Origin of the sequence: Lysinibacillus sp. FSL H8-0500, from assembly GCF_038051955.1 — a bacterium.
Lineage (GTDB): Bacteria > Bacillota > Bacilli > Bacillales_A > Planococcaceae > Lysinibacillus > Lysinibacillus macroides.
The window spans coordinates 2128054-2150846 of sequence record NZ_CP150292.1 but is presented as its reverse complement, the minus strand read 5'-3'; the positions used below and the strand labels follow the sequence as shown (position 1 = coordinate 2150846).

General features: G+C 37.6%; 26 protein-coding genes. 11 read left to right on the top strand and 15 right to left on the bottom strand.

Going from position 1 to position 22793, the window contains the following annotated elements:
* Window positions 1–141: 141 nt before the first annotated feature.
* Window positions 142–753 (top strand): TetR/AcrR family transcriptional regulator, encoded by a 612-nt coding sequence (locus MHB44_RS10230; protein ID WP_341302675.1) that lies wholly within the window; start codon window positions 142–144, stop codon window positions 751–753.
* Here the strand turns inward: MHB44_RS10230 and MHB44_RS10225 are convergent, their stop codons facing one another.
* Entirely contained in the window at window positions 754–2901 is a 2148-nt protein-coding gene (locus MHB44_RS10225) for a DNA topoisomerase (protein WP_341302674.1), read from the bottom strand.
* Between the two features lie 211 nt (window positions 2902–3112).
* Between MHB44_RS10225 and MHB44_RS10220 the strand changes: the two genes are divergently transcribed.
* Window positions 3113–3658 (top strand): dihydrofolate reductase family protein, encoded by a 546-nt coding sequence (locus MHB44_RS10220; RefSeq protein WP_341302673.1) that lies wholly within the window; start codon window positions 3113–3115, stop codon window positions 3656–3658.
* 51 nt (window positions 3659–3709) lie between these two features.
* On the opposite strand, the gene nagZ is transcribed toward MHB44_RS10220, so the two are convergent.
* On the bottom strand, window positions 3710–5362 hold the full coding sequence (nagZ, locus tag MHB44_RS10215; protein WP_341302672.1) for a beta-N-acetylhexosaminidase: 1653 nt from the start codon (window positions 5360–5362) through the stop codon (window positions 3710–3712).
* Window positions 5363–5446: 84 nt separating this feature from the next.
* Window positions 5447–6229: a copper amine oxidase N-terminal domain-containing protein gene (locus MHB44_RS10210; RefSeq protein WP_341302671.1), complete on the bottom strand. Its 783-nt coding sequence runs from the start codon at window positions 6227–6229 to the stop codon at window positions 5447–5449.
* 180 nt (window positions 6230–6409) lie between these two features.
* Here MHB44_RS10210 and MHB44_RS10205 point away from each other — a divergent pair, with 180 nt between their 5' ends.
* Entirely contained in the window at window positions 6410–6805 is a 396-nt protein-coding gene (locus MHB44_RS10205; protein WP_341302670.1) for a glucosamine 6-phosphate synthetase, read from the top strand.
* An 84-nt stretch (window positions 6806–6889) separates the two neighbouring features.
* On the opposite strand, the gene MHB44_RS10200 is transcribed toward MHB44_RS10205, so the two are convergent.
* Together MHB44_RS10200 and MHB44_RS10195 are read right to left on the bottom strand one after the other, a co-directional pair.
* Window positions 6890–7105, bottom strand: a complete 216-nt coding sequence (locus MHB44_RS10200) for a hypothetical protein (protein ID WP_341302669.1) — start codon at window positions 7103–7105, stop codon at window positions 6890–6892.
* A gap of 317 nt (window positions 7106–7422) precedes the next feature.
* A complete protein-coding gene (locus tag MHB44_RS10195; protein WP_341302668.1) occupies window positions 7423–7932 on the bottom strand; it encodes a hypothetical protein in 510 nt (169 codons plus the stop codon).
* A gap of 83 nt (window positions 7933–8015) precedes the next feature.
* Between MHB44_RS10195 and MHB44_RS10190 the strand changes: the two genes are divergently transcribed.
* The 3 genes from MHB44_RS10190 to MHB44_RS10180 all read left to right on the top strand — a co-directional run bounded on the left by MHB44_RS10190 (window position 8016) and on the right by MHB44_RS10180 (window position 10213).
* A complete protein-coding gene (locus MHB44_RS10190; protein ID WP_341302667.1) occupies window positions 8016–8468 on the top strand; it encodes an NUDIX domain-containing protein in 453 nt (150 codons plus the stop codon).
* 66 nt (window positions 8469–8534) lie between these two features.
* On the top strand, window positions 8535–8780 hold the full coding sequence (locus MHB44_RS10185) for a YkuS family protein (RefSeq protein WP_341302666.1): 246 nt from the start codon (window positions 8535–8537) through the stop codon (window positions 8778–8780).
* A 269-nt stretch (window positions 8781–9049) separates the two neighbouring features.
* Entirely contained in the window at window positions 9050–10213 is a 1164-nt protein-coding gene (locus MHB44_RS10180; RefSeq protein ID WP_341302665.1) for a Ger(x)C family spore germination protein, read from the top strand.
* A 171-nt stretch (window positions 10214–10384) separates the two neighbouring features.
* Here MHB44_RS10180 and MHB44_RS10175 read toward each other — a convergent pair whose 3' ends face one another.
* The 4 genes from MHB44_RS10175 to MHB44_RS10160 all read right to left on the bottom strand — a co-directional run bounded on the left by MHB44_RS10175 (window position 10385) and on the right by MHB44_RS10160 (window position 15316).
* Entirely contained in the window at window positions 10385–12610 is a 2226-nt protein-coding gene (locus tag MHB44_RS10175; RefSeq protein WP_341302664.1) for an ATP-binding protein, read from the bottom strand.
* A gap of 98 nt (window positions 12611–12708) precedes the next feature.
* A complete protein-coding gene (comX, locus tag MHB44_RS10170; RefSeq protein WP_341302663.1) occupies window positions 12709–12867 on the bottom strand; it encodes a competence pheromone ComX in 159 nt (52 codons plus the stop codon).
* Window positions 12868–13803: 936 nt separating this feature from the next.
* Complete coding sequence (locus tag MHB44_RS10165; RefSeq protein WP_341302662.1) at window positions 13804–14739, bottom strand: PD-(D/E)XK nuclease family protein; 936 nt, start codon at window positions 14737–14739, stop codon at window positions 13804–13806.
* A complete protein-coding gene (locus MHB44_RS10160) occupies window positions 14732–15316 on the bottom strand; it encodes a TetR/AcrR family transcriptional regulator (protein WP_341302954.1) in 585 nt (194 codons plus the stop codon). Before MHB44_RS10160 ends, MHB44_RS10165 begins: the two co-directional genes overlap by 8 nt.
* 144 nt (window positions 15317–15460) lie before the next feature.
* On the opposite strand from MHB44_RS10160, the gene MHB44_RS10155 reads away from it, so the two are divergent.
* Window positions 15461–16381 (top strand): DsbA family protein, encoded by a 921-nt coding sequence (locus tag MHB44_RS10155; protein WP_341302661.1) that lies wholly within the window; start codon window positions 15461–15463, stop codon window positions 16379–16381.
* A 42-nt stretch (window positions 16382–16423) separates the two neighbouring features.
* Here MHB44_RS10155 and MHB44_RS10150 read toward each other — a convergent pair whose 3' ends face one another.
* Window positions 16424–17164, bottom strand: coding sequence for a sulfite exporter TauE/SafE family protein (locus tag MHB44_RS10150; protein ID WP_341302660.1), 741 nt, complete (start codon window positions 17162–17164; stop codon window positions 16424–16426).
* Window positions 17165–17256: 92 nt separating this feature from the next.
* Between MHB44_RS10150 and MHB44_RS10145 the strand changes: the two genes are divergently transcribed.
* The gene (locus tag MHB44_RS10145) at window positions 17257–17754 is read left to right on the top strand and encodes a DUF1648 domain-containing protein (protein WP_341302659.1); all 498 of its coding nucleotides are present in this window, start codon (window positions 17257–17259) and stop codon (window positions 17752–17754) included.
* A gap of 306 nt (window positions 17755–18060) precedes the next feature.
* Here the strand turns inward: MHB44_RS10145 and MHB44_RS10140 are convergent, their stop codons facing one another.
* The 3 genes from MHB44_RS10140 to MHB44_RS10130 form a co-directional block, all read right to left on the bottom strand.
* A complete protein-coding gene (locus MHB44_RS10140; RefSeq protein ID WP_341302658.1) occupies window positions 18061–18363 on the bottom strand; it encodes a hypothetical protein in 303 nt (100 codons plus the stop codon).
* Between the two features lie 10 nt (window positions 18364–18373).
* Complete coding sequence (locus tag MHB44_RS10135; RefSeq protein WP_341302657.1) at window positions 18374–18538, bottom strand: hypothetical protein; 165 nt, start codon at window positions 18536–18538, stop codon at window positions 18374–18376.
* Between the two features lie 78 nt (window positions 18539–18616).
* Complete coding sequence (locus MHB44_RS10130; protein WP_341302656.1) at window positions 18617–19210, bottom strand: CPBP family intramembrane glutamic endopeptidase; 594 nt, start codon at window positions 19208–19210, stop codon at window positions 18617–18619.
* A gap of 242 nt (window positions 19211–19452) precedes the next feature.
* On the opposite strand from MHB44_RS10130, the gene MHB44_RS10125 reads away from it, so the two are divergent.
* Together MHB44_RS10125 and MHB44_RS10120 are read left to right on the top strand one after the other, a co-directional pair.
* Complete coding sequence (locus MHB44_RS10125; RefSeq protein ID WP_341302655.1) at window positions 19453–20145, top strand: class I SAM-dependent methyltransferase; 693 nt, start codon at window positions 19453–19455, stop codon at window positions 20143–20145.
* 316 nt (window positions 20146–20461) lie between these two features.
* Window positions 20462–20803, top strand: a complete 342-nt coding sequence (locus MHB44_RS10120) for a VOC family protein (RefSeq protein ID WP_341302654.1) — start codon at window positions 20462–20464, stop codon at window positions 20801–20803.
* 26 nt (window positions 20804–20829) lie between these two features.
* Here MHB44_RS10120 and MHB44_RS10115 read toward each other — a convergent pair whose 3' ends face one another.
* Together MHB44_RS10115 and MHB44_RS10110 are read right to left on the bottom strand one after the other, a co-directional pair.
* Entirely contained in the window at window positions 20830–21042 is a 213-nt protein-coding gene (locus tag MHB44_RS10115) for a GNAT family N-acetyltransferase (protein WP_341302653.1), read from the bottom strand.
* 2 nt (window positions 21043–21044) lie between these two features.
* Window positions 21045–21248 (bottom strand): hypothetical protein, encoded by a 204-nt coding sequence (locus MHB44_RS10110; RefSeq protein WP_341302652.1) that lies wholly within the window; start codon window positions 21246–21248, stop codon window positions 21045–21047.
* A 109-nt stretch (window positions 21249–21357) separates the two neighbouring features.
* Between MHB44_RS10110 and MHB44_RS10105 the strand changes: the two genes are divergently transcribed.
* Window positions 21358–22749: a PLP-dependent aminotransferase family protein gene (locus MHB44_RS10105; RefSeq protein WP_341302651.1), complete on the top strand. Its 1392-nt coding sequence runs from the start codon at window positions 21358–21360 to the stop codon at window positions 22747–22749.
* Window positions 22750–22793: the final 44 nt, after the last annotated feature.

Sequence of the window (22793 nt, the reverse complement as noted above, 5' to 3'; positions counted from 1 at the left end):
ATTATCGACACTGTGTCGTTAATATAATTATAACCTTTTACGCACAAAGGGCAAACAACGCTTACACCATTTATGACGTATTGACAACATTTAAGATAAGTATGTTGTCAAAACAATACATTTAATACAAGGAGCTTAAAAATGTCGAAAAAATTAGACCCTCGTGTAAGAAGAACACGGCAGTTATTAAGAGATGCATTAGTAGAATTAATTGATGAACAAGGCTATGAGAAAATTACTGTGCAAGATATTACCCAGCGTGCAACCTTGAATCGTGCCACTTTTTATTTACATTATCGTGATAAGTTAGATTTACTGTATCAAAGCTCAGCGGAAATTTTACAGGAATTAGTAAGCAGTATTCAGCCAACTGTGCGTGAAAAGAAGGAAGTTGATTTATTACCCAATTACGACCAGCCCCATGAAACATTTATGCATTTATTTGAGCAAATTGCGTTTAATAGCAAGCTTTATAAGGTTTATTTAACAGAGCAAAATATTCCGTATTTTGCGGCTGGCCTAAAGGATATTATTATTGAGTTTGTGGCAAACGGTATTGCTTTAATGGAGCCTAACGATCAGAAGCTTACTGTGCCGCGTGATATGGCTGTGCGTTTTTATGCTGCTGCCTTTCTTGAGGTCATTATTTGGTGGCTTGAGCAAGGTATGCCCTATACACCCAAATTTATGGCGACACAGCTTATGCGGCTTACGATAAAGGGGCCGTATATGGACAACCCCTTTCAGCAATAGCTATTGATTTTTATCTGGAAAATGCATCTGCCAGCTAAAATAGTCGTTATCTGCATTCTTTGTATATTGTAAATAAGCATCAAATTTCTGCCCTTTTTTACTTGTTAAGCCTTTCACCAACACCGTCCCTTTGGTAAGTAAGGCTTTCACCATTGTTTTCGTTGGCTTTTTCTTTAATGCTGCAAGAAATTTATCATTTTTCCAAATAACAAATTGACAGCCATTTTTCCAATTACTACAGCCAAAGCCCTTATGCCCTTCAATGACTTGATGGCCGCATAGAGGGCATTTGCCAACTGCCTCAAACTTTTTCTTCGTACGTGTGACCTTATTTAATGTCACATCTTCGCTATTTTTAATGGTTTCTACAGCTCGAACTGTAAATTGGCAAATAAAATGTAAAAACTGCTCTTTGGAATACCTTCTTTTTTCAATATCAGCCAATGTTTTTTCTAGTCGTCCTGTAAATTCTAAATCAAATAAATCTTTCACAGGGAAGGTTTCCACTAAATTGCGCCCAAGCTCTGTGCATACTAAGTTTTTATTATCCATTGTGATATAGCCAATCGTCAGCAGCTTTTTAATCGTTTCAGCGCGTGTAGCAGGTGTGCCAATACTATAGCCGCTTAAAATAGCTGCCATAGTAGCAGGGTCCTCCACACCTTTGCCGCATGTTTCCATTACACGCAGTAATGTTTTTTCAGTATGACGCTGAGGTGGTGTTGTGACATGCTTTGTAATTTGGTGCTCTATAATATCAACAGGCTCATTGACATGAACAAGTGGCAAAATAACATCCGTTGACGTTATGCCCTCAACCTTTTTCCAGCCCTCCACTAATTGCACCCTTCCCTTTGTCGCAAAAATTCCAGGTATCTCCTGCACCTTTGTTATAATACGTGTTTCCTCATACTCCGCAACAGGCATAAACTGCATAATAAAACGATTTTTAATGGCCTGATAAACAATTGCTTCATCTGTGGGTAATGATTTCGGCATCACATATGTAGGAATAATGGCACTATGGCTTTCCACTTTTGCATTGTCAAAAATTCGCTTCTTCTTTGCGAACTGAATCTCATGCTCATACGGTAAGCCTGTTTTAAGGCGCTCCAGCACTTTAGCGGTTTTCTCGACTAAGCTTTCCTCTAACACGACACTGGCTGTACGAGGATAAGTAATATATTTTTTTTCATAGAGTGTTTGTGCCACTTTGAGCACTTTATCAGATGTCCAGCCCTTATACTTACTCGTAATAAAACCCTGTAAATTCGATAAATTAAAGAGCATTGGTGGATATTCTTTTTTACGCTCTACTTTTTTATCAACTATAGTAGCTTGCTCATTATGGAGCGCTTGCTCAATACGCTCTAGTTCCTCTCTATTTTTAAACCTATCGACCTTATTTTCATAATAGATGCCCTCATAGACTCGTCCATCATCGGTGCTAAATTTTGCTACTAGTTTAAAATAGTCTTCAGGGACAAAGCGTTCAATTTCCTGATCTCGGTCATAAATAATTTTTAAGGTTGGTAGTAGCACACGTCCAATATTTAAGGCTTGTCCTGTGCCTTGTTGGTATTTTAATGTCGCAACAGATGTCAGGTTAATGCCAATCAGCCAGTCCGCCCATTGCCGACTCACCCCTGCATCCTGCAATGGCTTTAATTCACTATTGGGCTTGATAGTCGCTAGCTCTTTACGCACCTCTTCCGCTGTCCACTCATTTAATAGCAAACGGTACACAGGCTTTTGACGATTTAGCTGATAAATAATACTATCGCCGATAATTTGCCCCTCACGATCAAAATCACAGGCTGAAATAATCAGCTGTACATCCGAACGATTGATTAAACGTTGAATAATTTTTAATTGCTTCCTTGCGCCTGTATCTTCCTTGCCACGCTTTTTGGCATCCAGTTTTACCTTGTAGCGAAAATGTTCTGGAATAAATGGAAAGTTCTCCATCTGCCATTTTGTCATTTTGGGATCATAGTCCTTCGCATCATAAAGCTGTAATAGATGGCCAAAAGCCCACGAAATAATATAACCATTGCCTTCAAAGAAGCCGTCCTGCCTCTGTTTAATATATAAGGCATCTGCAATATTTTTCGCAACAGATGGCTTCTCGGCTAAAATAAATTTCATAGCTAAACGCTCCTTACCCGAATGTTTGTTCTTTATTATACTAAGAAATTAACAATGTTTCAAAGCAGCTACTATTATGAACCCTAGATGAAAAAGTTATTACCCAATTTAGCAGCTTTATCACCCAATTTCGTGCGTTTATTGACCAACCTTCCTTGTTTATTTCATTCCATCATGATAGAATCAAGCTTCTCTCGAAAGGAGCGTAACTATGGCAGATAGAAAAATCATATTAGATTTAGCGGTTACATTAGATGGCTTTATTGAAGGTAAAAACGGTGAAGTGGATTGGTGCATTATGGAGCCTGACATGGAATTTACAAGCTTTTTGCACGAGATTGATACTATTTTATATGGCAGAAAAAGCTATGAGGCATGGGGACAATATACACCGTCAACAAATGATGCGGAAGAGCAACAATTTTGGTCGCTTATCCATAGCAAAGACAAGTATATCTTTTCAAAAACACAGCAAGACGATCATGACAATATTACCTTTATTCGTGAAAATATTGCCGAGGAAATGTTCAAGCTCAAGCATCAACAGGGCAAAAATATTTGGCTCTACGGTGGTGCCAGTCTCATTACAACATTTATCAATTTAAGACTTGTAGATGAATTTCGCTTATCTGTTCACCCTATTGTATTAGGTGAAGGCAAGCCCTTATTTACAAATATTACAGAGCGACTTCAGCTAACACTCATTCAAACCAAAACATTTTCCTCTGGTGTTGTACAGCTTATCTATCGTCAATAATAAAAAATGAACTATCTCCAAAATACTCTAGGAGATAGTTCGTTTTTATGATTATTTCATATAAGTATTCAATACCCTGTCAGTTGCTGTGTTGAGCTTGTGAAGATCAACTGTGGCTGCTGGGTTATTGCTGAGCTTATATTTTTGTTTGAGCTGCATAATTCTGCGAACACTTTCATCAATGCGTTCTTCTGTGAGTTCACCATTAGAAACAGCCGCTTTAATTGCCCCTACAGCCGCCTCTACATTGGCATACTCATGGGCAATTAACACAATATCATTGCCTGCCTTGATCGCATCCACTGCTGCCTGCCCAATCTCAAAATGATTAGTAATTGCCTTCATGGTCATATCATCTGTCATAACAACCCCATCAAAGCCAAGCTCATTGCGTAAAATGCCTGTAATAATTTCCCTCGACATTGAGGAAGGATACTGGGCATCTATCGCTGGCAATAAAATATGTGCCACCATGACCACATCTGCTCCCTTCTCAATAGCTGCCTTAAATGGTATCAGCTCTAGCTGCTGCAAGTCTGCCAAGCTTTTTGTGACCTTTGGCAATTCTAAATGAGAATCTACCGTTGTATCACCATGCCCAGGAAAATGCTTGATCACTGGAATAATCTGCTGAGACGCCAGCCCCTTCATTGTTTGAATACCTAGTTCACTCACAATATCGGGATGACTTGCAAACGCACGATCACCGATAATTGGATTATTGGGATTGCTGTTCACATCTAACACAGGAGCAAAATCAAGATTAAAGCCAAATGCCTTTAATTGTTCCGCCAGTAATTGACCAATTTCATAAGAAAACTGTGGCTGATTAATCTCCCCAATTTTCTTATTTGTTGGGAAATTTCTCACATTACCAGGTAATCTCGTGACATTACCACCCTCCTGATCTGTTCCAATAAAAAGTGGAAAGCGATTTGCCTCATTTTCAGCCTTTATCGCATTGATCAGTCCCACCGTTTGCTCAGGCGTTGCTAGATTATTGGCATAGAAAATAAGTCCGCCCACTTTCAACTGATGCATCAAGTTTGTTGTTTCCTGCTGAAGTATTGTACCTGACACACCTGCAAATAGCATTTGACCGATTTTTTCATCTAAGCTCATCTGCTCCACAGTATCCTCCTCTAATGTTGTATAGACAGAAATATGATGGACAACAGGATCATTATTGGCATCTGTTGGCTTTGGCAAAATCCACTTAAGCTGATAGGTATCATTTACCTGATAGACAAGAATTATTTGATCTGTTGTATCATCTTGATAATAACGGCTTTCATCAGGCTCACCCATACTATTTTTAATAGCTGCCAAATGAATCGTTTGTAAATCTGCTTTAAAAGAACGAATATCAAAGGCACGTGTTCCTTGATAGCCGATCGTTACATGATGATCTGAGTAATCTTCGTATTCTCCATTTGTTGCCTTTGACACTTGCTGAGGCTCTCCCCATTGCTGGTAAACGGCTTTTTTATCTGCCTGACCTACTACAAACGGCACAGCTGGCACTTTCCCTTCTTGGGCTAGGCTGGCAATATGTTGAACCAATGCCTCACTATTTTGAACCTCCTCTTCAACGGAAGGTGATACTGGCTCTTTAGCAGGTTGCAACTTGATGCCGATAAACAAGAGACACGCTGTCATAAGAAGTGCAATTACTAGAAGCAAGCGGCGTTTTCCTTTCTGCATAGGCAACCTCCTTTTCTCTATACTAAGAAAGGTGCTTTCCTCAAAAGGAGAAAGCACCTTATAGGTAGCATACCATAAGATTCTTTATTTTATCGGCTGATCCTCAAAAATAGTTTGATAGTCATCCACCACTAGCTGACCATTTTCCTCGATAAATGTTAAGATTTCCTTTGTTTGATAAAAGGCAGGTTCACTTGTTGCTGTTCTATATAGAATTGTTGCGGTCATGCTCTCTATCTCAAATTCAAAATCAACCACCCACGGACTTGACACACCGATGACATATTTTCCTTCTTCACCATTTACATTGATTTGCTCCTGCACAAATCTTTCCTGTGCCCTTTGTGACATCATTTGATAGCGAGGCTTGCCATCCCTTGTTTTCAAGGCATTTGCCCAAATAGATGTCAGACCTGTGATATCTTGAAAGTTAATGGAAATTTCTAACTTCTTTTGATCGAATTGCACCGTCCCGCCAAATGATTCGGCGATAAAGCGCAAATTTACATACATTCTGCCATTCATAATTTGTGGTGCTTGCTGCAATTGCACCTCTTTGCCATTCAGAAGCGCTACTGTTTTACCAGCCGTTAATATCAGTGTTGTATCGTGATTTGTGGCAACGACTGTTTTACTTTGATTAGTAAACGTTGCCTTGATATTCAGTGCAGAGAAAAATTCCTTAAAGGGTACAAGCGTGTGGTTATTTGGAGAAATAACCCCTTGTAATGCTTGTTTTTCACCATTAATCGAAATATTTGGACGGTTTATCTTATCAGCAATCGGTGTAGCAACAGTCGCTTGAACATCTGTTAGCAATAAGCTACTACATAATACACCACTTATGAAAAACAAAGAACATTTCATATGCCGATCACTCCTTTGATCAATTGTGTCATATATACATTTATTTTAACAATTATTTTAAAAAATAGCTTGCATTCATTATACTTCCTAGTATCCATTCTCTTTTTAGAAAATATTATCGTAAGCTAGCAATAATGCGGAAGAAGGTGTTAAAATATGCTTATAAAGGGGGATGTATGTATGCGAAAATTAAGTAAAAGGAATATATTGTGGATTGTGCCAATCGGCATTTTAGGGATATTTTGGTACTTTTATGGTCCACAAAAAGATATAACAGACAATGAATACATTACATATGTAAAAAATTATTCTTATGAAGAGCACACAAAAACATTAGAGGATGCCTTTGCCTCTGCCTGTGAAAATCCGTCGTGGATTTATTTTGAAACACAAAAGGGGCAGGATGTAGTTGAAGTTGAGGGAGATTGCTCTGTTAACAGCAAAGTCGCAAAGGTCAATGTCCAATTTCTTGTAGACAGTGCGATGACCAACGTGCAATCTGGAGCGATGCTAGTGGATCATAAAATGCAGAAAGAAACAGATCGCGATCAATTTTTACTAACACTTGTTCAATAACATAGGCAAAAAAGAAGCTCCTAAATGTGAGCTTCTTTTTTGATGGAAAACATATGCATTGTGTTTACATATGGTGAGCTGCTATTAACAATTTTCTATAGAACGAGAGGATCGTAAAATCGTCCGTTCAATCAGTCGAATTTCATTATTTAGCTTGGCAATCGCCGCTTCAATTTGTCGATAGCGCTCCATTTGGTTGATTTTCTCAGTCGGTATAGAACCTTTTAATGCGGCCTGCCCTGCATATAAGCTTGCTAATAAATCTAGCTTTTGAAAATAAGCTGTGCTATATTGTTCCATGTCACCCAGCCCCTCACCTATAACTTTTTAATAATGGAATGAAGTAATGCTCATATTAGCACTATAACCGAAAATAGTTGCAACAAAACTCCATCTAATTTATTATTTATTCACCAAATTAAGGTAAGTAATCATCCTTACAAATTACCTATATCCTTAAATATATCAATTTTTCATTAAATATCTATGAAATATAGCTGTATACTTATAAATTTTAACAAATATAGTCAGGAAGAACCTGCTATTTCTGTTATCGCTCTCTATAAAAAAAGAATAGGACAAACCATGCCTGTCGTTTGTCCTACTACTGTCTGCTGCTAGGATTGAAAATAATAATCCACTACGTCCTGCGCTGACTGAAACACTTTATTATTTTGTGTTTTATAAATAAATGTTGGATTTGTGCAAGCTTTTTGGAGGCTTTTTGCTTGCTTTAGCGTATCGGTCATTTGCTCAATAATATCTGTATAACCATCTAGTTGATTGGATATTTTCGGCATCATAATAGGTGATATATCTAATACAAGGCCTACTTGATCCTCAGCAAAGCTATTTAAATTAATAAAAAACCATTCCTCTAAATTTTTTGAATGCTTATCCACATTAATCGTTGCCTCTTGATAATTAGCAATTAAGCCTGTGGATGTCTTGGTCACCGTAAAGCCCTGCTTTGATAGCTTATCTTCTATTAGCTTTAGCAAGCGATCAACCTCTGCATGTAATTTTGGTGTAACCGTTGATTCGATAATTTGCGTACACTGTTGATAAATTGCGTCTATTTCTGCTTGCTTGTCAACAAGTATTTTAAAATTGGCGATGGAATACATACCTCATCCTCCCTTTTTATTAAGCTAGACATTCCATACACATTTTAGTCATACCCATTACAAATAAGTGAGGCGATTGATGAATGATTAGAAATTCTGTAAAAGCTATATTGATTGTAGACAATCATCTATTATTAACAAAAAATCAAGATGCAGAAGGCTATTTTTATCTTTGTCCCGGAGGTGGGCAGGAGCATGGAGAAACATTTCATACCACACTCCTGCGAGAATGTCTTGAAGAAATTGGTGCTTCCGTTGTCATTGGTGAGCTGCTGTTTATTCGAGAATATATTGGCAAAAACCATGAGCATGCCGCCTTTGACGCGCATGCTCATCAAATAGAATATTATTTTTTATGTCAATTAAATGATATAACATACCAGCCAATCCAGCCTGATTCCCATCAAGTCGGTATAGAATGGGTACCTTTGGACCAGCTTGCTAGCTATCGGCTATATCCAAAAGCTCTTATCCTCCAGCTACAACAATATAGACAAGGCCAAAAAACAGCGATTTATTTAGGTGATGTAAACTAAGGCGCTCGATTCTATGCATAAGAAGCAATAGGAATTGGCACATTAGTTGTAGGAGGTGGACAAATAATGTCTAAAATTATTGGTATTGAACAATCCTTATCGAATATTGAGAATGCTTTAAAGGCAAAGGGCTTTGAAGTGATTCAACTACGCAATGAAGAGGATGCTAAAAAATGCGATGCCTGCATTATCACAGGACAGGATCGCGATATCATGGGAATAAGTGATCCTGTAATAGATGGACCTGTGATTGATGCTGATGGACTTTCAGCAAATGACGTTGTTCAACGAGTTGAAAAATATTTCCATTAAATAGACGTACCTGCGTAATCCTTCTTTACCATGGTAGAAATCCGCCTTACTTTTTGCGAGCATCGGTCATATATGACTCCCTGTTAGGTCTTGTCCTTTGGTCTTTGATGCAGAAGTTGAGGCGGATTTTCATTCTTATATCAAAAAAATAACAAATAAGCTTTTCTGGCTCACCCTATATTTTCTTGAAGTCCTCATTATTTTACTTATAATACATATATTTTTAGTCCACACTAGGATACATGAACTTCAAAAAAGTAGGGAGACATATGCACAAAAAAAATATAGTGATTGTTACTTTTATGCTAGCTACTACCTTATTGCTAACAGGTTGTTGGGATGTAGCAGAGCCACAACGAATGTATTATGTACAAGGTGTCGGTGTTGATTATAAGGATAATGAATATATTACTTATTTACAAATCATCAACTTTGCCACTGTTGCAAAAACAGACCAGGCGAGCCCAGATGCTGCACCTACTGAAATTGGTCAAGCAAAAGGGAAAACAATAGAGGAAGCTATCTATAAATTATACCGATCGATGGATCTGGAAGTATTTTGGGGGCATATGACGTTTATTCTCTTTTCAGAGAAAGCTATGGAAAATGAGCATGCCATTTCAGTAGTTGACACTTTTTTACGCTTTCGAGAAACTCGGTATCATATTTGGGTCTATTGTACACAGGACCCTATCGAGGACGTATTATTAGTTTCGCCATTATTAAAACGCTCACCAACCAGTGCAAAGCTAAGTAACCCTGAAAATATTACGAAACAAGATTCATTTGTAGATCCTGTTAATTTAAGACAGCTTGTTATTGGTTTAAACGAGCCGAGCTATGAGGTAAGTATCCCCTATATCACGCTCAATAAAAGCTGGGAAACAGAGGAAGAACAAACAACCGAGACTAGTTTTGCAGGTGTCGGTATTTTAACGAAAGACAATTTCAAAGGCTTTATCAAAGGGAAAAGTGCCCGTGGTATTGAATGGATGAGCGATGAAACACAGCAAGGAGAAATTACAGTCCTGCTAGATGATAGTGAGCAGGATTATTTAACGGTTGATATAAAAAAATTAAGTGTGAAGGTAAAGCCTATCGTTCGTAATAATCAAGCAACATTTGAGGTGCTCTTGAAATTCAACGTTATTTTAAATGGCTTTAAGGGTAAGCTAACATCTGGTGAGGTACGAGAAAAAGTGGCAGCGGAAATCAAAAAAGAAATAGTCAATACCTTTGAAGAAGGTCTAAAAATGGACGCTGATGTATTCCGTTTATCTGAATATCTATATCGCTCCGATGTTAAGGCATGGAAAAAGCTAGAAGAGGATGGCAAGATTCCCCTAACGAAGGAGTCCATTAGCAAAATTGATATTCATATTAATAAAATAAGCCCTGGCCGAAAATCATTTGCAGAAACCGTTGAAGAATAAAGCTAGTAAAAGACCACCCATTATCGGTGTGGTCTTTTGTTGTGGCTAGCTCTAAAAAGTGAACAATTCTGCTAAATATCATACGATTTGGCTTAAGTATGATACATTCTAACTTGTCTACATAGAGACGAGGAAGGGAGAATAAACTTGGTTGATGGCATTACCCTCGGCTTAAATAAGGGGGCGTTTCAATGTGTGAGGTGTATAAGATGGCGTATGATGACCTTCACTTACCCGAATATGAATCGTCACCCCTTCCCCAACCTTCGTATCTAATGTGAATTTCCCATTAAACGCCTGAACGCGCTCCTGCATACCACGAATACCCATCGAATCAGCACGTAGAAGATCATCCATATTACAGCCTATGCCATCATCTGTATAGAGAATTTCAAAGCCTTCCTCTGTGCTAAGCAAATGCACTTCAACTGTATCGGCATTCGCATGTTTGAGTGCATTGTTTAATAGCTCCTGAAACAGTCGATAAATTATTAAATTTAAACGCTCATCCTCCAAATAAAGACGATCCATCGTATAAATTAATAAAAAATCAGCACGCTTATTAATTTTTTGAACAAGCTTTTCAAGTGCTGCGTTTAATCCCAATGTATCCAATAATGGTGGCTTTAAACTTTCACAATACCCTCTTAAATCATTTAAGGAGATTACCAGCTGTTCATGCACCTTCACAAGCTGCGACGAGATTCCTTCTATGTCCTTCGCATGTACTAGCGCATCCATTTCTCTGGCGATATGAAGTTGTTCCTGTAAAATCGTATCATGCAGTTCTTGGGCCAATTGATATTTTTCTTCCTCAAAACGTAGCCATAGTAATTTATTGAGCCATGATAGTTCCTGATTACCAGCGGCTTTCATATGCTTGAGCTGCTGTAAAAGATCCTCTACCATTTTAGTATTTTCAATAAAATTATTTACGTATAATAGCAATAATTCAAGCCAGAGCAATTCCTCATCCTTCAGGTAAATCGATTGACGATGATCGATGACAAGAATCCGTTTAGAATGGGCATCTTGGTGAATAAAGGCTAGGTAAAAATAGTCTGTTTTGTGGATATCGCCTAAGCTTAATCGTTCTAACAGAGTTTCATCAATATGCTGCATATACGCCTGAGATTGAGCGTTCAAGGTGACACGGTGGGTATAGAAATCATAGGTAAGCACAGTCACATTTTCTACCTCAAGCTGGAGTGCCACTTCCTGCACAAATCGTGCCAACAAATCTTCAATTTTAACCACTCTACCAATACTGTCGATAGTTGTATACAGATGATGAATATAATCACCTTTGGTAGAGAAAAGAATCTTACGCTTACCATAATCAATCCGTTCCTTTATATAAAACAGTGCCATTAAGGAAAGAAACGCAAAAAAGAAAATCTCGGTTAGGCGAGCCAGTGGTAAATCCGTTAAAAAATAGAGTCCTAATAATAGCCAAAGCGTAAAGACAAAGGAAAAATTAAAATAATAACGCAGCCTCGAAATATAATACTCCATATCAAAAATCCGCTCAGTAAGCTGTGTGAAAATAAAACTAAAAGGAATAAGCATTAAGAATAATGAACATACATCAGCAGACATTAATTGTTTATTAAATAAAATTTGAGGTAAAGCATAAAGAAATAGAAATGGTAAAAACGGGATAATAATACTACTTAATAATATTTTTAATTGTGGAGTTTTATATTTGAAATATCCTACTATTATTATTCCTAGAATCAGTAACAGTAAAAAGAAAAAAAGTCCTAAAATAATATATGAATTTTGAAAATGAGTAGAAGGATATAAAATACCGAAAATACTAAGTAATACACTTATTATAGGAAAAATGTAGAATATATTAACTTTTTTAATAAATAACCATTTTAAATTCATATTTAAACTTATAAATTCAAAATATATTTTCAGAAAATGCATTAATATTGCTAAACAAAGTAACATACTACTTCGATTAATTATAATTCCTAAAGTATTTAATCGACTAGCCGCTCCACTACTAACATAAGCTAAAGAAATCGTTAAAATAAAAAGAATTAGCAGGTTTATAAGAATCGTATTTTTTTGTTTATAATATAAATATAAAGTGATAAACAGTGTAAGTAGAAAATAACAAAAAGGAACTATTAAAACATAATAAAATTGCTGAGGTATATCGAATAGGCTTACTTTTAAACTAATAATATCTCCATTAGTCTTTTTAATAGTTAGTTCTCTGGCTGTCCGAATTACATGTTCGTACTTTAAATCATAAAGATAATCTACTTTTACTCCATTCACTTCTAAAATAATATCCCCTGTTTTAACTTGATGTCTCTCAGCCCATCCTTTGTAATATGGCTCAGTTAAAATCCAATACCCATCTTCTTTTGCTACCTTCATATTTAAAACAGGCTCACTATATGTAACATTTAGTAAATATATCCCTAGTACCAAATATAGACTTATAGCAAGCCAAAACCATTGTTTATTATTTGAATTTAATACCAAATCGTACTTTCTAAGCCTGCATCTTCATCAAATGAATCTACAATTGCTTTTTGCTCTAGCTCTGTCATACCGATTAGAGAAGCTTTTTTTTCTTTTAACAATGTCACTAATGCTGGATTCTGCTCTAAATACTGAATCATGTTAATCATAAAATCTCCCCATTTCTCTAGTTTTTATTATAGTGATAGTTACATCTATATAGCTACTAAATCTCTATAATGGAGGAATTATTAACCATATTGGCAACTATGCCTTTATTATACTATCGCCTCCCAATAATTCAACTGCATTTTCTAAAAAATTCAAAAAAGTCTTAGAAAATGTCATATTTCTTCTTGTTTATTCGATATTTTTCTATCATTATTTTGAAAAAATACCTAAATTAACCTATTTGATATATGGAACGATTAAGGACTTCCATAAAAGTTTTTAAAAGGTAATTGGTAAAATGATAGGCTTATTACCTGCTCACTCGATTTCTATAACAGGAACCATCTTTATCATCATACCAAAACCTTTCTCAATGCTTGTACCTAAAATATCCTACCCTTTACTTTACCTCCATTTCTTGAATACGTGCAATTGCATGCTGTGCTTTTTCTTGTTGTGCCTTGTCGTATGTGCTAAAGCAGCCTACGATCATCTCATGAAACGGATGTCCACTTACTAATGCATAAACAATATAGACTTTGTCACTTTTTTCATTCTATTTACACCTCCCTTCAACCTACCATATAAAAAAGCCACATCCATGCGATGTGACCTGTTAAAGTTTATTGATGAACATACAAACTCTCTTGCATAGCGCCTGTTCATCTCTCAAGTGCCCTATGATTGACTTTTGGGTATCCTTTCTTGTAACAATCACCGTGGTAGGAGCTATTTGGTCGATTCATCGCATCAGTCAAGTGAATGGTTGATAGATCTCACCATTGACTGCCATTCACTAGATACTTTTTCATCTGATTAAAATCCATAAAATAGTATATTTTCAATAATATATCTATTTAATCTTTTTTTCAAAAAAATTGACCCTTAACATAAAAAAATAAAGCAAGGGCTTTTCTTCCTAACCCCTGCTTTATTTATGATTGTCTACATAATTCCCTGAAATTACAGCTACGACATTGCCATTGTTGACTTGTTTGCTGAAAGTCCTCCACGTCTACAGGCTCGTTGGCAAAAATATCGGCTTGGTATTTTTTCATTTCCCATACACTGCACTGAAATGTATGCAAAATATTAGCCATATCAAAATCTGTAAATTGATATTTTTTACGTTTACCCGTTAGTAAATATTCATTATAAACCTCAATTTGCACCAACGATACACGATATTTTTGCTGGACATAATAAGCATAAAGCGCTAATTGCTGACGGTCATCATCAGACTCCCCACCCGTTTTCCAATCGATAATTACCCATTTATCTGTTAGCTCATTATAATAATGGAAATCCATTACCACAAATACTTGAATATCGTCAATTTTCATTGAGCGGAATTGCTCAGGCTCACCAATTCGTAAAGAGCCTTTTTGAGCCGTAATTTGCTGAAATGTCTCACTCATCAAAAAATGTTCGAAAACAAGCTGTAAACGCTCTTTATAGTCTCGAATAAGATCAGTAGGAAGCTGCCCTTGATAGTAAATTTCCTGCATCATATAGTATTTTGTCGGCTTTTGTCGCCATTGTTCTGCATGGCGAGTTGAGTCAATAAATGCCGCATTTAGCTGTCCACGTGCGCTTTGAATCAGCTCCTCTACAGTCGGAATTTTTCCTGTTTGCAAGTAGTCATTAATCGCCTGCTCAATAAAGCGATGGACAATTTGCCCAAATAAAATTGGCATCGACTGTAGCTTCTTTAAACGATAGACATGCTGATGAAATGGCTCAACATTGTAGCGAAGCCAGCCATTATGTGAAAAATAGTATTCATAGCCATATTTGCGTGCGCAGCCTGTCAGTGTTTTATGACGTGATAGCGACCATGAAAAGGTTGGATATGGGGTTATCTCAAACATCCCCATCACCTCCTACATAGGAAAGTTCAATCCCTGCAAAAATAAATGGAATTGCCTTTTTAATAAACGCTTCAGGTACGATATGCATACTATTTTTACGCCATTCTACTGATGCCCCATATATTGCCCAGCTTAGCATAGCCGTCGTTATTTTTACTATTTCAGGATCTTTTCCTGCGTGTTTTGCAGCTAACAGTTTATCAAAAATAACTTCAAGCTGATCTCTAATGATACGAGCAATCGTATCTTCATAGCCACGATGACAGCGTGAAGATAACGAGCGCTGAAAGTTGGTGATCGCTGTAAAAATACTGATGACTGTTTCTTCATTGAACATATTTTCAGCCAAAATATAGTAATCTAAATTGATTAAAAACACTTCTGCTAACACCTTTTCTAATAAATCATAAATATCTTCAAAATGCGCATAAAAGGTTGCACGATTAATCATTGCCTCAGCTGTAATATCTTTAACCGTTATATCTTTAAATTCCTTTTTAGTGGAAAGCTCAATAAATGCATCCATAATAGATTTTCTTGTACGTAACACACGAGGATCAGTTTTTCCTTGCGTCATCATGACCCCTCCTACTTTTTCAACAATTTTGCCAATATGTTGGCTAAACAACATATCTTATAATCTATTGGTATTTTTTTATTTTTATTATTACTACAATAAAGCTATAAAGCAAATAGAAGACGCTAATTAGGAGGTACTCAAATGACCAATAGGAATATGATGTGTGATTTACAAACAGGTATATGTGGTGTTGCCGGCGAGGATGATATGGAAATAATTGATTTCAGTCAACCAGCAAAAACGGTGAATGTTTATTATGTAACAGACCCGATTTGCTCCCATTGCTGGGCATTAGAGCCTGTTCTGCGACGCTTCCAAGAGCAATATGGGCACTACTTCAATTTCCATACAGTGCTAGGTGGATTATTAGAAAAATGGCATGATGGACCCATCGATCCTGCAAACGGCATTTATAAGCCAGCAGATGTGGCACCACACTGGCGAGAGGTTGGACAGCATTCACGTATGCCTATTGATGGCTCTGTGATGCTCGATAATCCTGTACAATCGTCCTTTCCAGCATCCCGTGTATTAAAAATTATCGACAACAATCATGGTGCTGACAAAGCATCCCAATATTTGCGTCGCACAAGAGAGCAGCTTTTTCCTTTTAATCAAAATGTTTCAGCATTAGATGTATTAGCTAACATTGTTGATGTGATGGGGCTTGATGGTAAGGCTATTGTGGAAGAAGCAGAAAGCCCAATTGGCCATGAACTGTTAAATGAGGACTTTGCACTTGCACGCAAGCTTGGCGCAAGAGGCTTCCCCACAATTATTATGATAAACGAGGCAAATAAAGGTGTAAAAATTGTTGGCAGTCGTCCACTTGACATATATGTACAAGGATTACAGCAAGTGCTTGGCAAAGAGCTACAGCCAAAGGAGCTACCTTCTCTTACCAGCTTACTGGAAAAAGAAGAGCTGCTTTTTTCAAAAGAAATTGAGGAAATGTATGACCTCGACCAAGCATCTGTTACAAATTTTTTAAAGGAAAATCTCGCAACAGATGCTTATGCATTCAAAGAAATTCTTGGTGAAAACTATATTATCAAAAAATAACACAACAAAAAGCTGGCTTACTACTTGTAGCGAAGCCAGCTATTATAATTGATGAATAAAGTCATAGACAAGCTGCACAATCAGAACAATGGTTACAATACGCAGTAACAGCTTGACTTGTTTGGCTTTCACCTTTCTTGCCAAGACAATGCCAATTTGTGCACCAATCACCGAGCCGAGCATTAAAATAAGTGTGAGTGACCATTCAATTTTGCCAGTCGCAATATAGGTAATGGCTGCACCTGAGCACATTGCAAAAACACCGATACGTGATAGTCCTACTGCTTTTATATAGGCAATCTTTTCATGGGCATATGTATAAAGTGCCAGCGTGCTACTGCCAGGGCCAAACATCCCATCGTAAATCCCCACACCAAACAAGATCGTGCCATTTTTCCGATTCATCACAAAGCGTTCTCGATTCCCAAAGTCTGCCCCTCCCATAAAGGACATAACAAGGGCAAAGCCTAATAAAAGAATAGCAGTTAGTGTTAATGCCTGACTGCTCATGAACGAGGCAAAAAGTCCACCACAAGTACCGCCAATTAAAGACACTAGTAACACCGCGCGCATTTCTGCCCAAACCAATTCTTTTCTGCGATAAATGCTGTAAAAGCTTGAAAAAGCACTAACCATATTAGACACTTTGTTTGCGCCAATTGCAGAGTGGACAGGCACACCCATTAGCATCATTGTGGGTAAAGTAATTAAGCCACCACCCCCTACTAATGTGCCAATAATATTCCCGATGATACCGATGACTAAAAATAATAGGTATTCCATGCAATCCTTCTTTCTCTCATACAAAAACGATCATTCTATGATACAGTATAACAGATTGCTATTTTGAATGAGAATGGAAATGAGGGACATGGATGCAGCACCAACAAAAAACACCTATACCACGCTTTTGTCACCACCTAACAATCATCGTGGCTATTATTTTTTTCGCTGGCATTACAGCAACACTCATCCAATATCATAAGCTTCCTGCCACAATCCCTGTATTACAAAGCTTTACAAGTGACCATGCCCAGCTTGGTCCTAAAATTGCTATTTTTTATTTACCCTTTGTTGCCCTTATGCTTTTTTTACTGTTACACTATTTAGAAATAAAAGCGGCTTATCCTGTGCTACGTAACAACAAACCACCGCTTTCACATAAGCAGCGACAAAATGGCATTATTACATTTTGCCTGATGAAAAATAGTATTTTACTATACTTTACCTATTCCCTTTTAAACGACCTGACCATCGCATTAGGGCGTGACCGTATTTTACAACAGTGGCATGCCTATCTATTTCTCTTGTTCTTATGCGGCATCTTTAGCCTAGGGATTGTACGTGGTTTTTTATTAGAGAAACGTCAATAGGCTACCTGATCATCAATCAAGTAGCCTTCATTATCACTTGCTCCATCTGCTTTAAATTATGGATTAAACTATATTTTTGCATACCATCAGGCTGTTCAATGCTAGCCGCAACATTGCCTAAACCTTTAGTGTATAAGCATAAACCGCTTCAAACGCTGGCTACCTTCCTGGCTATGTCAGCTTATCACTGCGCATATCAGCCATTCTGCCTTCTAGTACCGCCATATAACACATAACTCGATAATGGCTCTTTTTGAATATGCTGTGCAGCTACCTTTGCCGCACTAAGATTTTCCTCCAAAATTGCTAGTTATATTGGATAGCTGGCTGCTTATACCGCTGGATAATGGCATCCATTGTGTAAAGCCGCTCTTCCTTTGTGCCATACGTCATTGCATAAAGTCCAGCAAAAATCGTCTCTTTTTGGCGACGTTTCACCAATTTATCCACCAGCTTCATATTACTGGAGCGATAGAGAATATGTATGTGATGATAAATTACGGCAAGTGCGATGACAGCAACTATCGCAAGTGCAATAGATAACCACGAAAGCGCCATTCCTACTAGAATAATCGCTAAATAGAATAGCATTAATTGAACGATTCGCATAATGCCCCTACTATAATCTTTTACGCATCTTACGTGCAAATATCAGACCTGCCCCTAAAAAGAAAATGAATAACATCAATTTCATAATAGGGATTATCACTAGCTTGCTGACCAGCACAACAACCACGATATAATAGACAACCATTGCCAGCGTAAACAGTGTAAGTTTATTCATTAGACCCCTGCTTTCTAGTTTCTCACCCTAACCAAACTCTCTTTATTATGCAAGCGCCCTACAAGAAATGCAAATACCTCACAAAATTTGAAATATCGACATACCAGCAGCTAAAAAATTAGCCATGCTATGTATAGCCCAACTTGTTAAAATCGAGCCCCCTGATAACCGTTCATTTAGCCAGCCCATTATATAACCTGCAAATGCCGTCGCAAGTACGATAAGTAATAGCACAAAAACAGGCAACACCGACCATAGCATTGCTCCATGGATACAGCCAAACATAAGGCTTTGCAAAATATTCCCCATTTGAAAACCAAACCACCTAGCTAATCTTTTCAATAAAAAACCCCGAAATAATAGCTCCTCTGATAAACCCGTTTGAATAATAGCATAAGAGAGAGCGGGAAATAGCCCTGTTAACCCAAGGTCAACAAATTGATTGGATGCGAGTAAGGAGCTGTCAATATAGAAGAAAACAAGAGCTTGTAGAGGGACAATAAAGAGAGCAATCGCTAACAGACATAAAGCAAAATAGGCTCCTTTATAAGTAATAATAGGCTTGTGAAATCCTAGCCATGCTTGAAAGGACTCTTTTTTTCTCGCTGTAAAAAACCACCAAATAAATGGGATTATTGAAAATAATGGGACTTGTAGAATGGCATTTATCATCTTTCTCCCTCCAGCTTTCTTTGTTACGATAAGCATAGAAGAAAATAACTCTATTTTCAACAAAATTTTAATGATAATCATTAAATTATTTATTTTTAGGGTTAAATATTATATGATTTACAATAAATTCATTCAAACTATTGGAGGACTTCTACTTTGTGATTTTATTTATTTTTATGTATACTTAATTAAAGACAATAAAGGTCTATAATATATACATTAAGATAATGGAGGTACTATTTATGAAAAATGACGCCACACAGCTTCTTCAAAAATCACAGGCATATGAGCACAACGCGCGTATCTCTGTGCCTGGCTATGATATATTATTTTCAATGATACAAGCATATTTTCGTGCGCAATTAGGAGTACACCAGGCTTCTATCCTCATCGTTGGGGCGGGTGGTGGCAATGAACTTTCTGCCTGGGGACAGTTCAATCCTAAATGGTCATTTACAGGGGTTGATCCATCTGAGGAAATGCTGCAAATCGCATCTTATAAAGCGACACAGTGTGGCTTAGACAGCCGGGTACAACTTATTCAAGGTACTATTGACCATTTGCCAGCAACAACGAGAAAGTTTGATGCGGCTAGCTGTATTTTAGTGCTGCACTTTATTGAACAGTGGCAGGAAAAATTAGCGTTGCTGCAAAATATTCATGAGCAATTAAAGCCAGGTAAGCCATTCGTCCTTGTGAGTGCCTATGGGCAGCGAGATAGCGAGGAGCTACAAGATCGCATTAAAATATGGCAAAGCTTCTTTTTAGATGTGGGCTATCCTCAAGCAAAGGTGGAGGATATGGGGAAAGTTATTATGAATATTTCCTTTATTTCAGATCAGCAAATTGAGCAATTATTGCGTGAATCAGGCTTTCAACATATTACTCGCTTTTTTACTTCGGGTCTTTTTGCAGGCTGGATGTGTCATGCTTAATCTACTGGGGCGCTCCCCTCATTAGATACAGCACCCCAGGTTTATGATTGAGCGAATTCTTTGCTTGATTGAGCACTTTGGATTCACTATTGAGCGATCTTTCGCTTGATTGAGCACTTTAGATTCACTATTGAGCGATCTTCTCGCTTGATTGAGCACTTTGAGTTCACCATTGAGCGATCTTTCGCTTGATTGAGCACTTTAGATTCGCTATTGAGCGATCTTCTCGCTTGATTGAGCACTTTGAGTTCATTATTGAGCGATCTTCTCGCTAAATTAGGCACTCCCCCAATACTATTTCAAACAGAGGTAAACTATGAAATTAAATCACTTAAATTTAACAGTCAATGATGTGGATGCTACACGCCAATTTTTAGAAACCTATTTTCATATGATATGCGTTGGCAGCCGTGGCAAAAGCTTTGCTGCTATGCTGGATGATCAGCAATTTGTTTTAACATTAATGAAAGGAAAAGATGTGCACTATCCAGCTACCTTTCATATTGGATTTCCACAGGATAGCAGAGCAAAGGTGGATGCTATCAATAAGCGCTTAAAAAATGATGGCTATAAGGTGGATGCTCCTATTGAATCTCATGGCTATACATTTTATGTCCAAGCACCGGGTGGCTTTACCATTGAAGTGTTAGCAGAATAGTGCTGCTGTGATTTCACCAATAAATACTATAAATAATAAACGCTTTGATCAATGGTCATGCCAAGCTTGTTATAGAGCTTTTGTGCCTGTTTATTATCTACTGCTGTTTCAAGCATCATAGAGTGGGTGTTCTGCTGCTGACAATGGGCATAGCATTGCTCCATTAAAGCTTGTGCGACTCCTTGCTGTCTTACATGTGGTGCGACAAATAAATCATTTAAAACAAACGCTCTTTTCATGGCTACATCGGATAGAGCTGTGCAAAACCAACAGCCTCCTCCCCTTGATAAGCAAGAAAAATAATCGACTCCTTGTTATCTATACGCTGCTGTATAAACTGTTCGGCTCCCTTAGCATCAGAGGGCTGACCATAAAATTCACGATAGGCATTAAATAATGGTGCAACTGCCTTTACGGTTTGCTGTGTCACTGTACAAATTTTCATAGTTACTCCCCATTTCTTTTTAATTGTCCTTCTTGTATGATGATAGTAAGTAATATGACATTCTAAAAGAAACAATTTTCAATATTTCAGCATGTCAAGGCGGTGCTCCATGGACAATTTTATCTTTTTGTTAACAGAACACGAGGCAAAGTATAAGCAAATTTATCAGCAAATAAAAACACTTATTTTGCAAGGAACGCTGAAAATCGATGATACCTTACCATCCATTCGTAAACTTGCGGAAACATTACAGGTTAGTCGTAATACCACATTAACTGCCTATGAGCAGCTTGTAGCAGAGGGCTATATACGTGGCGAAGGGCGAAAAGGCTATTTTGTCAATGCATTGGAACAAGTTTTTTTACAGGAGCAAGAGCAGCCCGCTGTTTTCCAGCCCCCCGTGGATACAGCCACATACATCGTCGATTTCCGAGCAGGAGCTGTTGATCAGCAATATTTTCCACTAAAAATATGGCGTCACATGGCAAATCAAGTATTACAAACCCCTGAATGCTATAAATATGGGGAGCCCTTTGGAGAGCCATTGCTTAAGGAACAGCTTGTGCCCTATTTACTACAAGCAAGGGGTGTTGTCACCACTGCTGACAATATTATTATTGGCAGCAGCACACAGCAAATGCTTCTGTATTTAGGGTTTTTATTCAAAGAAAATTTCTCAAGCATCATATTGGAAGACCCAGGCTATAACGGGGCGCGTGAGGCTTTTCAATTGCATGGCTTTCAAATAGAGGCATTGCCTGTGTCAACACAGGGGGCTCAGCTTGATCAATTAACACAGTGTTCAGCACGCTTGCTCTATGTCACCCCCTCACATCATTTCCCATACGGCGTATCCATGACTATTCAGCAGCGACAAGCCTTAATACAATGGGCACAGCAAGTCAATGGCTATATTTTAGAGGATGATTATGACGGGGAATTTCGCTATACACAGCAGCCATTTCCCGCCCTTGCGTCGATTGATGCATCTCGTGTTATTTATCTTGGTACTTTTTCAAAATCCTTTTTACCTAGCATCCGTTTAAGCTATATGGTATTGCCAAATATACTTGTGCAGTCATTTAAAATACGCTTTGCTGCTTTTGAGCAAAATGCCTCGCCCCTTCATCAACGCACATTGGCACAGTTTATCGCTCAAGGAGAATGGACACGTCATATTAAAAGAATGCGACTGACCTATAAACAAAAAATGCAACACCTTGTACAGGAGCTGCAACAACATTTTGGTAAAAACATAACGATTTTAGGCGAGCAGTCAGGACTTTATATTTTAATAAAAGTAAAATCCTTACTATCAGAGCAGCAGCTAATCGAATGTGCAAAGCTTTATGGTGTCAAGGTGTATCCAACCAGCCCATTTTTTCTCCATCAAGTAAGTGAGGAACCAATGCTGCAGTTAGGATTTAGTAAGTTAACCATAGAAGAAATTAAGAGAGGCGTCCAGCTATTAAAGAAAGCTTGGGGAAAACCAGAACTTTAAATGATTATGGCTTTCCTCAAGCTAATTGGTCACATACTCATGCA

Coding starts and splice junctions, on each gene's coding strand:
- MHB44_RS10230 (WP_341302675.1), top strand. CDS start 142: ATGTCGAAAAAATTAGACCCTCGTGTAAGAAGAACACGGCAGTTATTA.
- MHB44_RS10225 (WP_341302674.1), bottom strand. CDS start 2,901: ATGAAATTTATTTTAGCCGAGAAGCCATCTGTTGCGAAAAATATTGCA.
- MHB44_RS10220 (WP_341302673.1), top strand. CDS start 3,113: ATGGCAGATAGAAAAATCATATTAGATTTAGCGGTTACATTAGATGGC.
- nagZ (WP_341302672.1), bottom strand. CDS start 5,362: ATGCAGAAAGGAAAACGCCGCTTGCTTCTAGTAATTGCACTTCTTATG.
- MHB44_RS10210 (WP_341302671.1), bottom strand. CDS start 6,229: ATGAAATGTTCTTTGTTTTTCATAAGTGGTGTATTATGTAGTAGCTTA.
- MHB44_RS10205 (WP_341302670.1), top strand. CDS start 6,410: ATGCGAAAATTAAGTAAAAGGAATATATTGTGGATTGTGCCAATCGGC.
- MHB44_RS10200 (WP_341302669.1), bottom strand. CDS start 7,105: ATGGAACAATATAGCACAGCTTATTTTCAAAAGCTAGATTTATTAGCA.
- MHB44_RS10195 (WP_341302668.1), bottom strand. CDS start 7,932: ATGTATTCCATCGCCAATTTTAAAATACTTGTTGACAAGCAAGCAGAA.
- MHB44_RS10190 (WP_341302667.1), top strand. CDS start 8,016: ATGATTAGAAATTCTGTAAAAGCTATATTGATTGTAGACAATCATCTA.
- MHB44_RS10185 (WP_341302666.1), top strand. CDS start 8,535: ATGTCTAAAATTATTGGTATTGAACAATCCTTATCGAATATTGAGAAT.
- MHB44_RS10180 (WP_341302665.1), top strand. CDS start 9,050: ATGCACAAAAAAAATATAGTGATTGTTACTTTTATGCTAGCTACTACC.
- MHB44_RS10175 (WP_341302664.1), bottom strand. CDS start 12,610: ATGAAGGTAGCAAAAGAAGATGGGTATTGGATTTTAACTGAGCCATAT.
- comX (WP_341302663.1), bottom strand. CDS start 12,867: ATGATTAACATGATTCAGTATTTAGAGCAGAATCCAGCATTAGTGACA.
- MHB44_RS10165 (WP_341302662.1), bottom strand. CDS start 14,739: ATGTTTGAGATAACCCCATATCCAACCTTTTCATGGTCGCTATCACGT.
- MHB44_RS10160 (WP_341302954.1), bottom strand. CDS start 15,316: ATGACGCAAGGAAAAACTGATCCTCGTGTGTTACGTACAAGAAAATCT.
- MHB44_RS10155 (WP_341302661.1), top strand. CDS start 15,461: ATGACCAATAGGAATATGATGTGTGATTTACAAACAGGTATATGTGGT.
- MHB44_RS10150 (WP_341302660.1), bottom strand. CDS start 17,164: ATGGAATACCTATTATTTTTAGTCATCGGTATCATCGGGAATATTATT.
- MHB44_RS10145 (WP_341302659.1), top strand. CDS start 17,257: ATGCAGCACCAACAAAAAACACCTATACCACGCTTTTGTCACCACCTA.
- MHB44_RS10140 (WP_341302658.1), bottom strand. CDS start 18,363: ATGCGAATCGTTCAATTAATGCTATTCTATTTAGCGATTATTCTAGTA.
- MHB44_RS10135 (WP_341302657.1), bottom strand. CDS start 18,538: ATGAATAAACTTACACTGTTTACGCTGGCAATGGTTGTCTATTATATC.
- MHB44_RS10130 (WP_341302656.1), bottom strand. CDS start 19,210: ATGATAAATGCCATTCTACAAGTCCCATTATTTTCAATAATCCCATTT.
- MHB44_RS10125 (WP_341302655.1), top strand. CDS start 19,453: ATGAAAAATGACGCCACACAGCTTCTTCAAAAATCACAGGCATATGAG.
- MHB44_RS10120 (WP_341302654.1), top strand. CDS start 20,462: ATGAAATTAAATCACTTAAATTTAACAGTCAATGATGTGGATGCTACA.
- MHB44_RS10115 (WP_341302653.1), bottom strand. CDS start 21,042: ATGAAAAGAGCGTTTGTTTTAAATGATTTATTTGTCGCACCACATGTA.
- MHB44_RS10110 (WP_341302652.1), bottom strand. CDS start 21,248: ATGAAAATTTGTACAGTGACACAGCAAACCGTAAAGGCAGTTGCACCA.
- MHB44_RS10105 (WP_341302651.1), top strand. CDS start 21,358: ATGGACAATTTTATCTTTTTGTTAACAGAACACGAGGCAAAGTATAAG.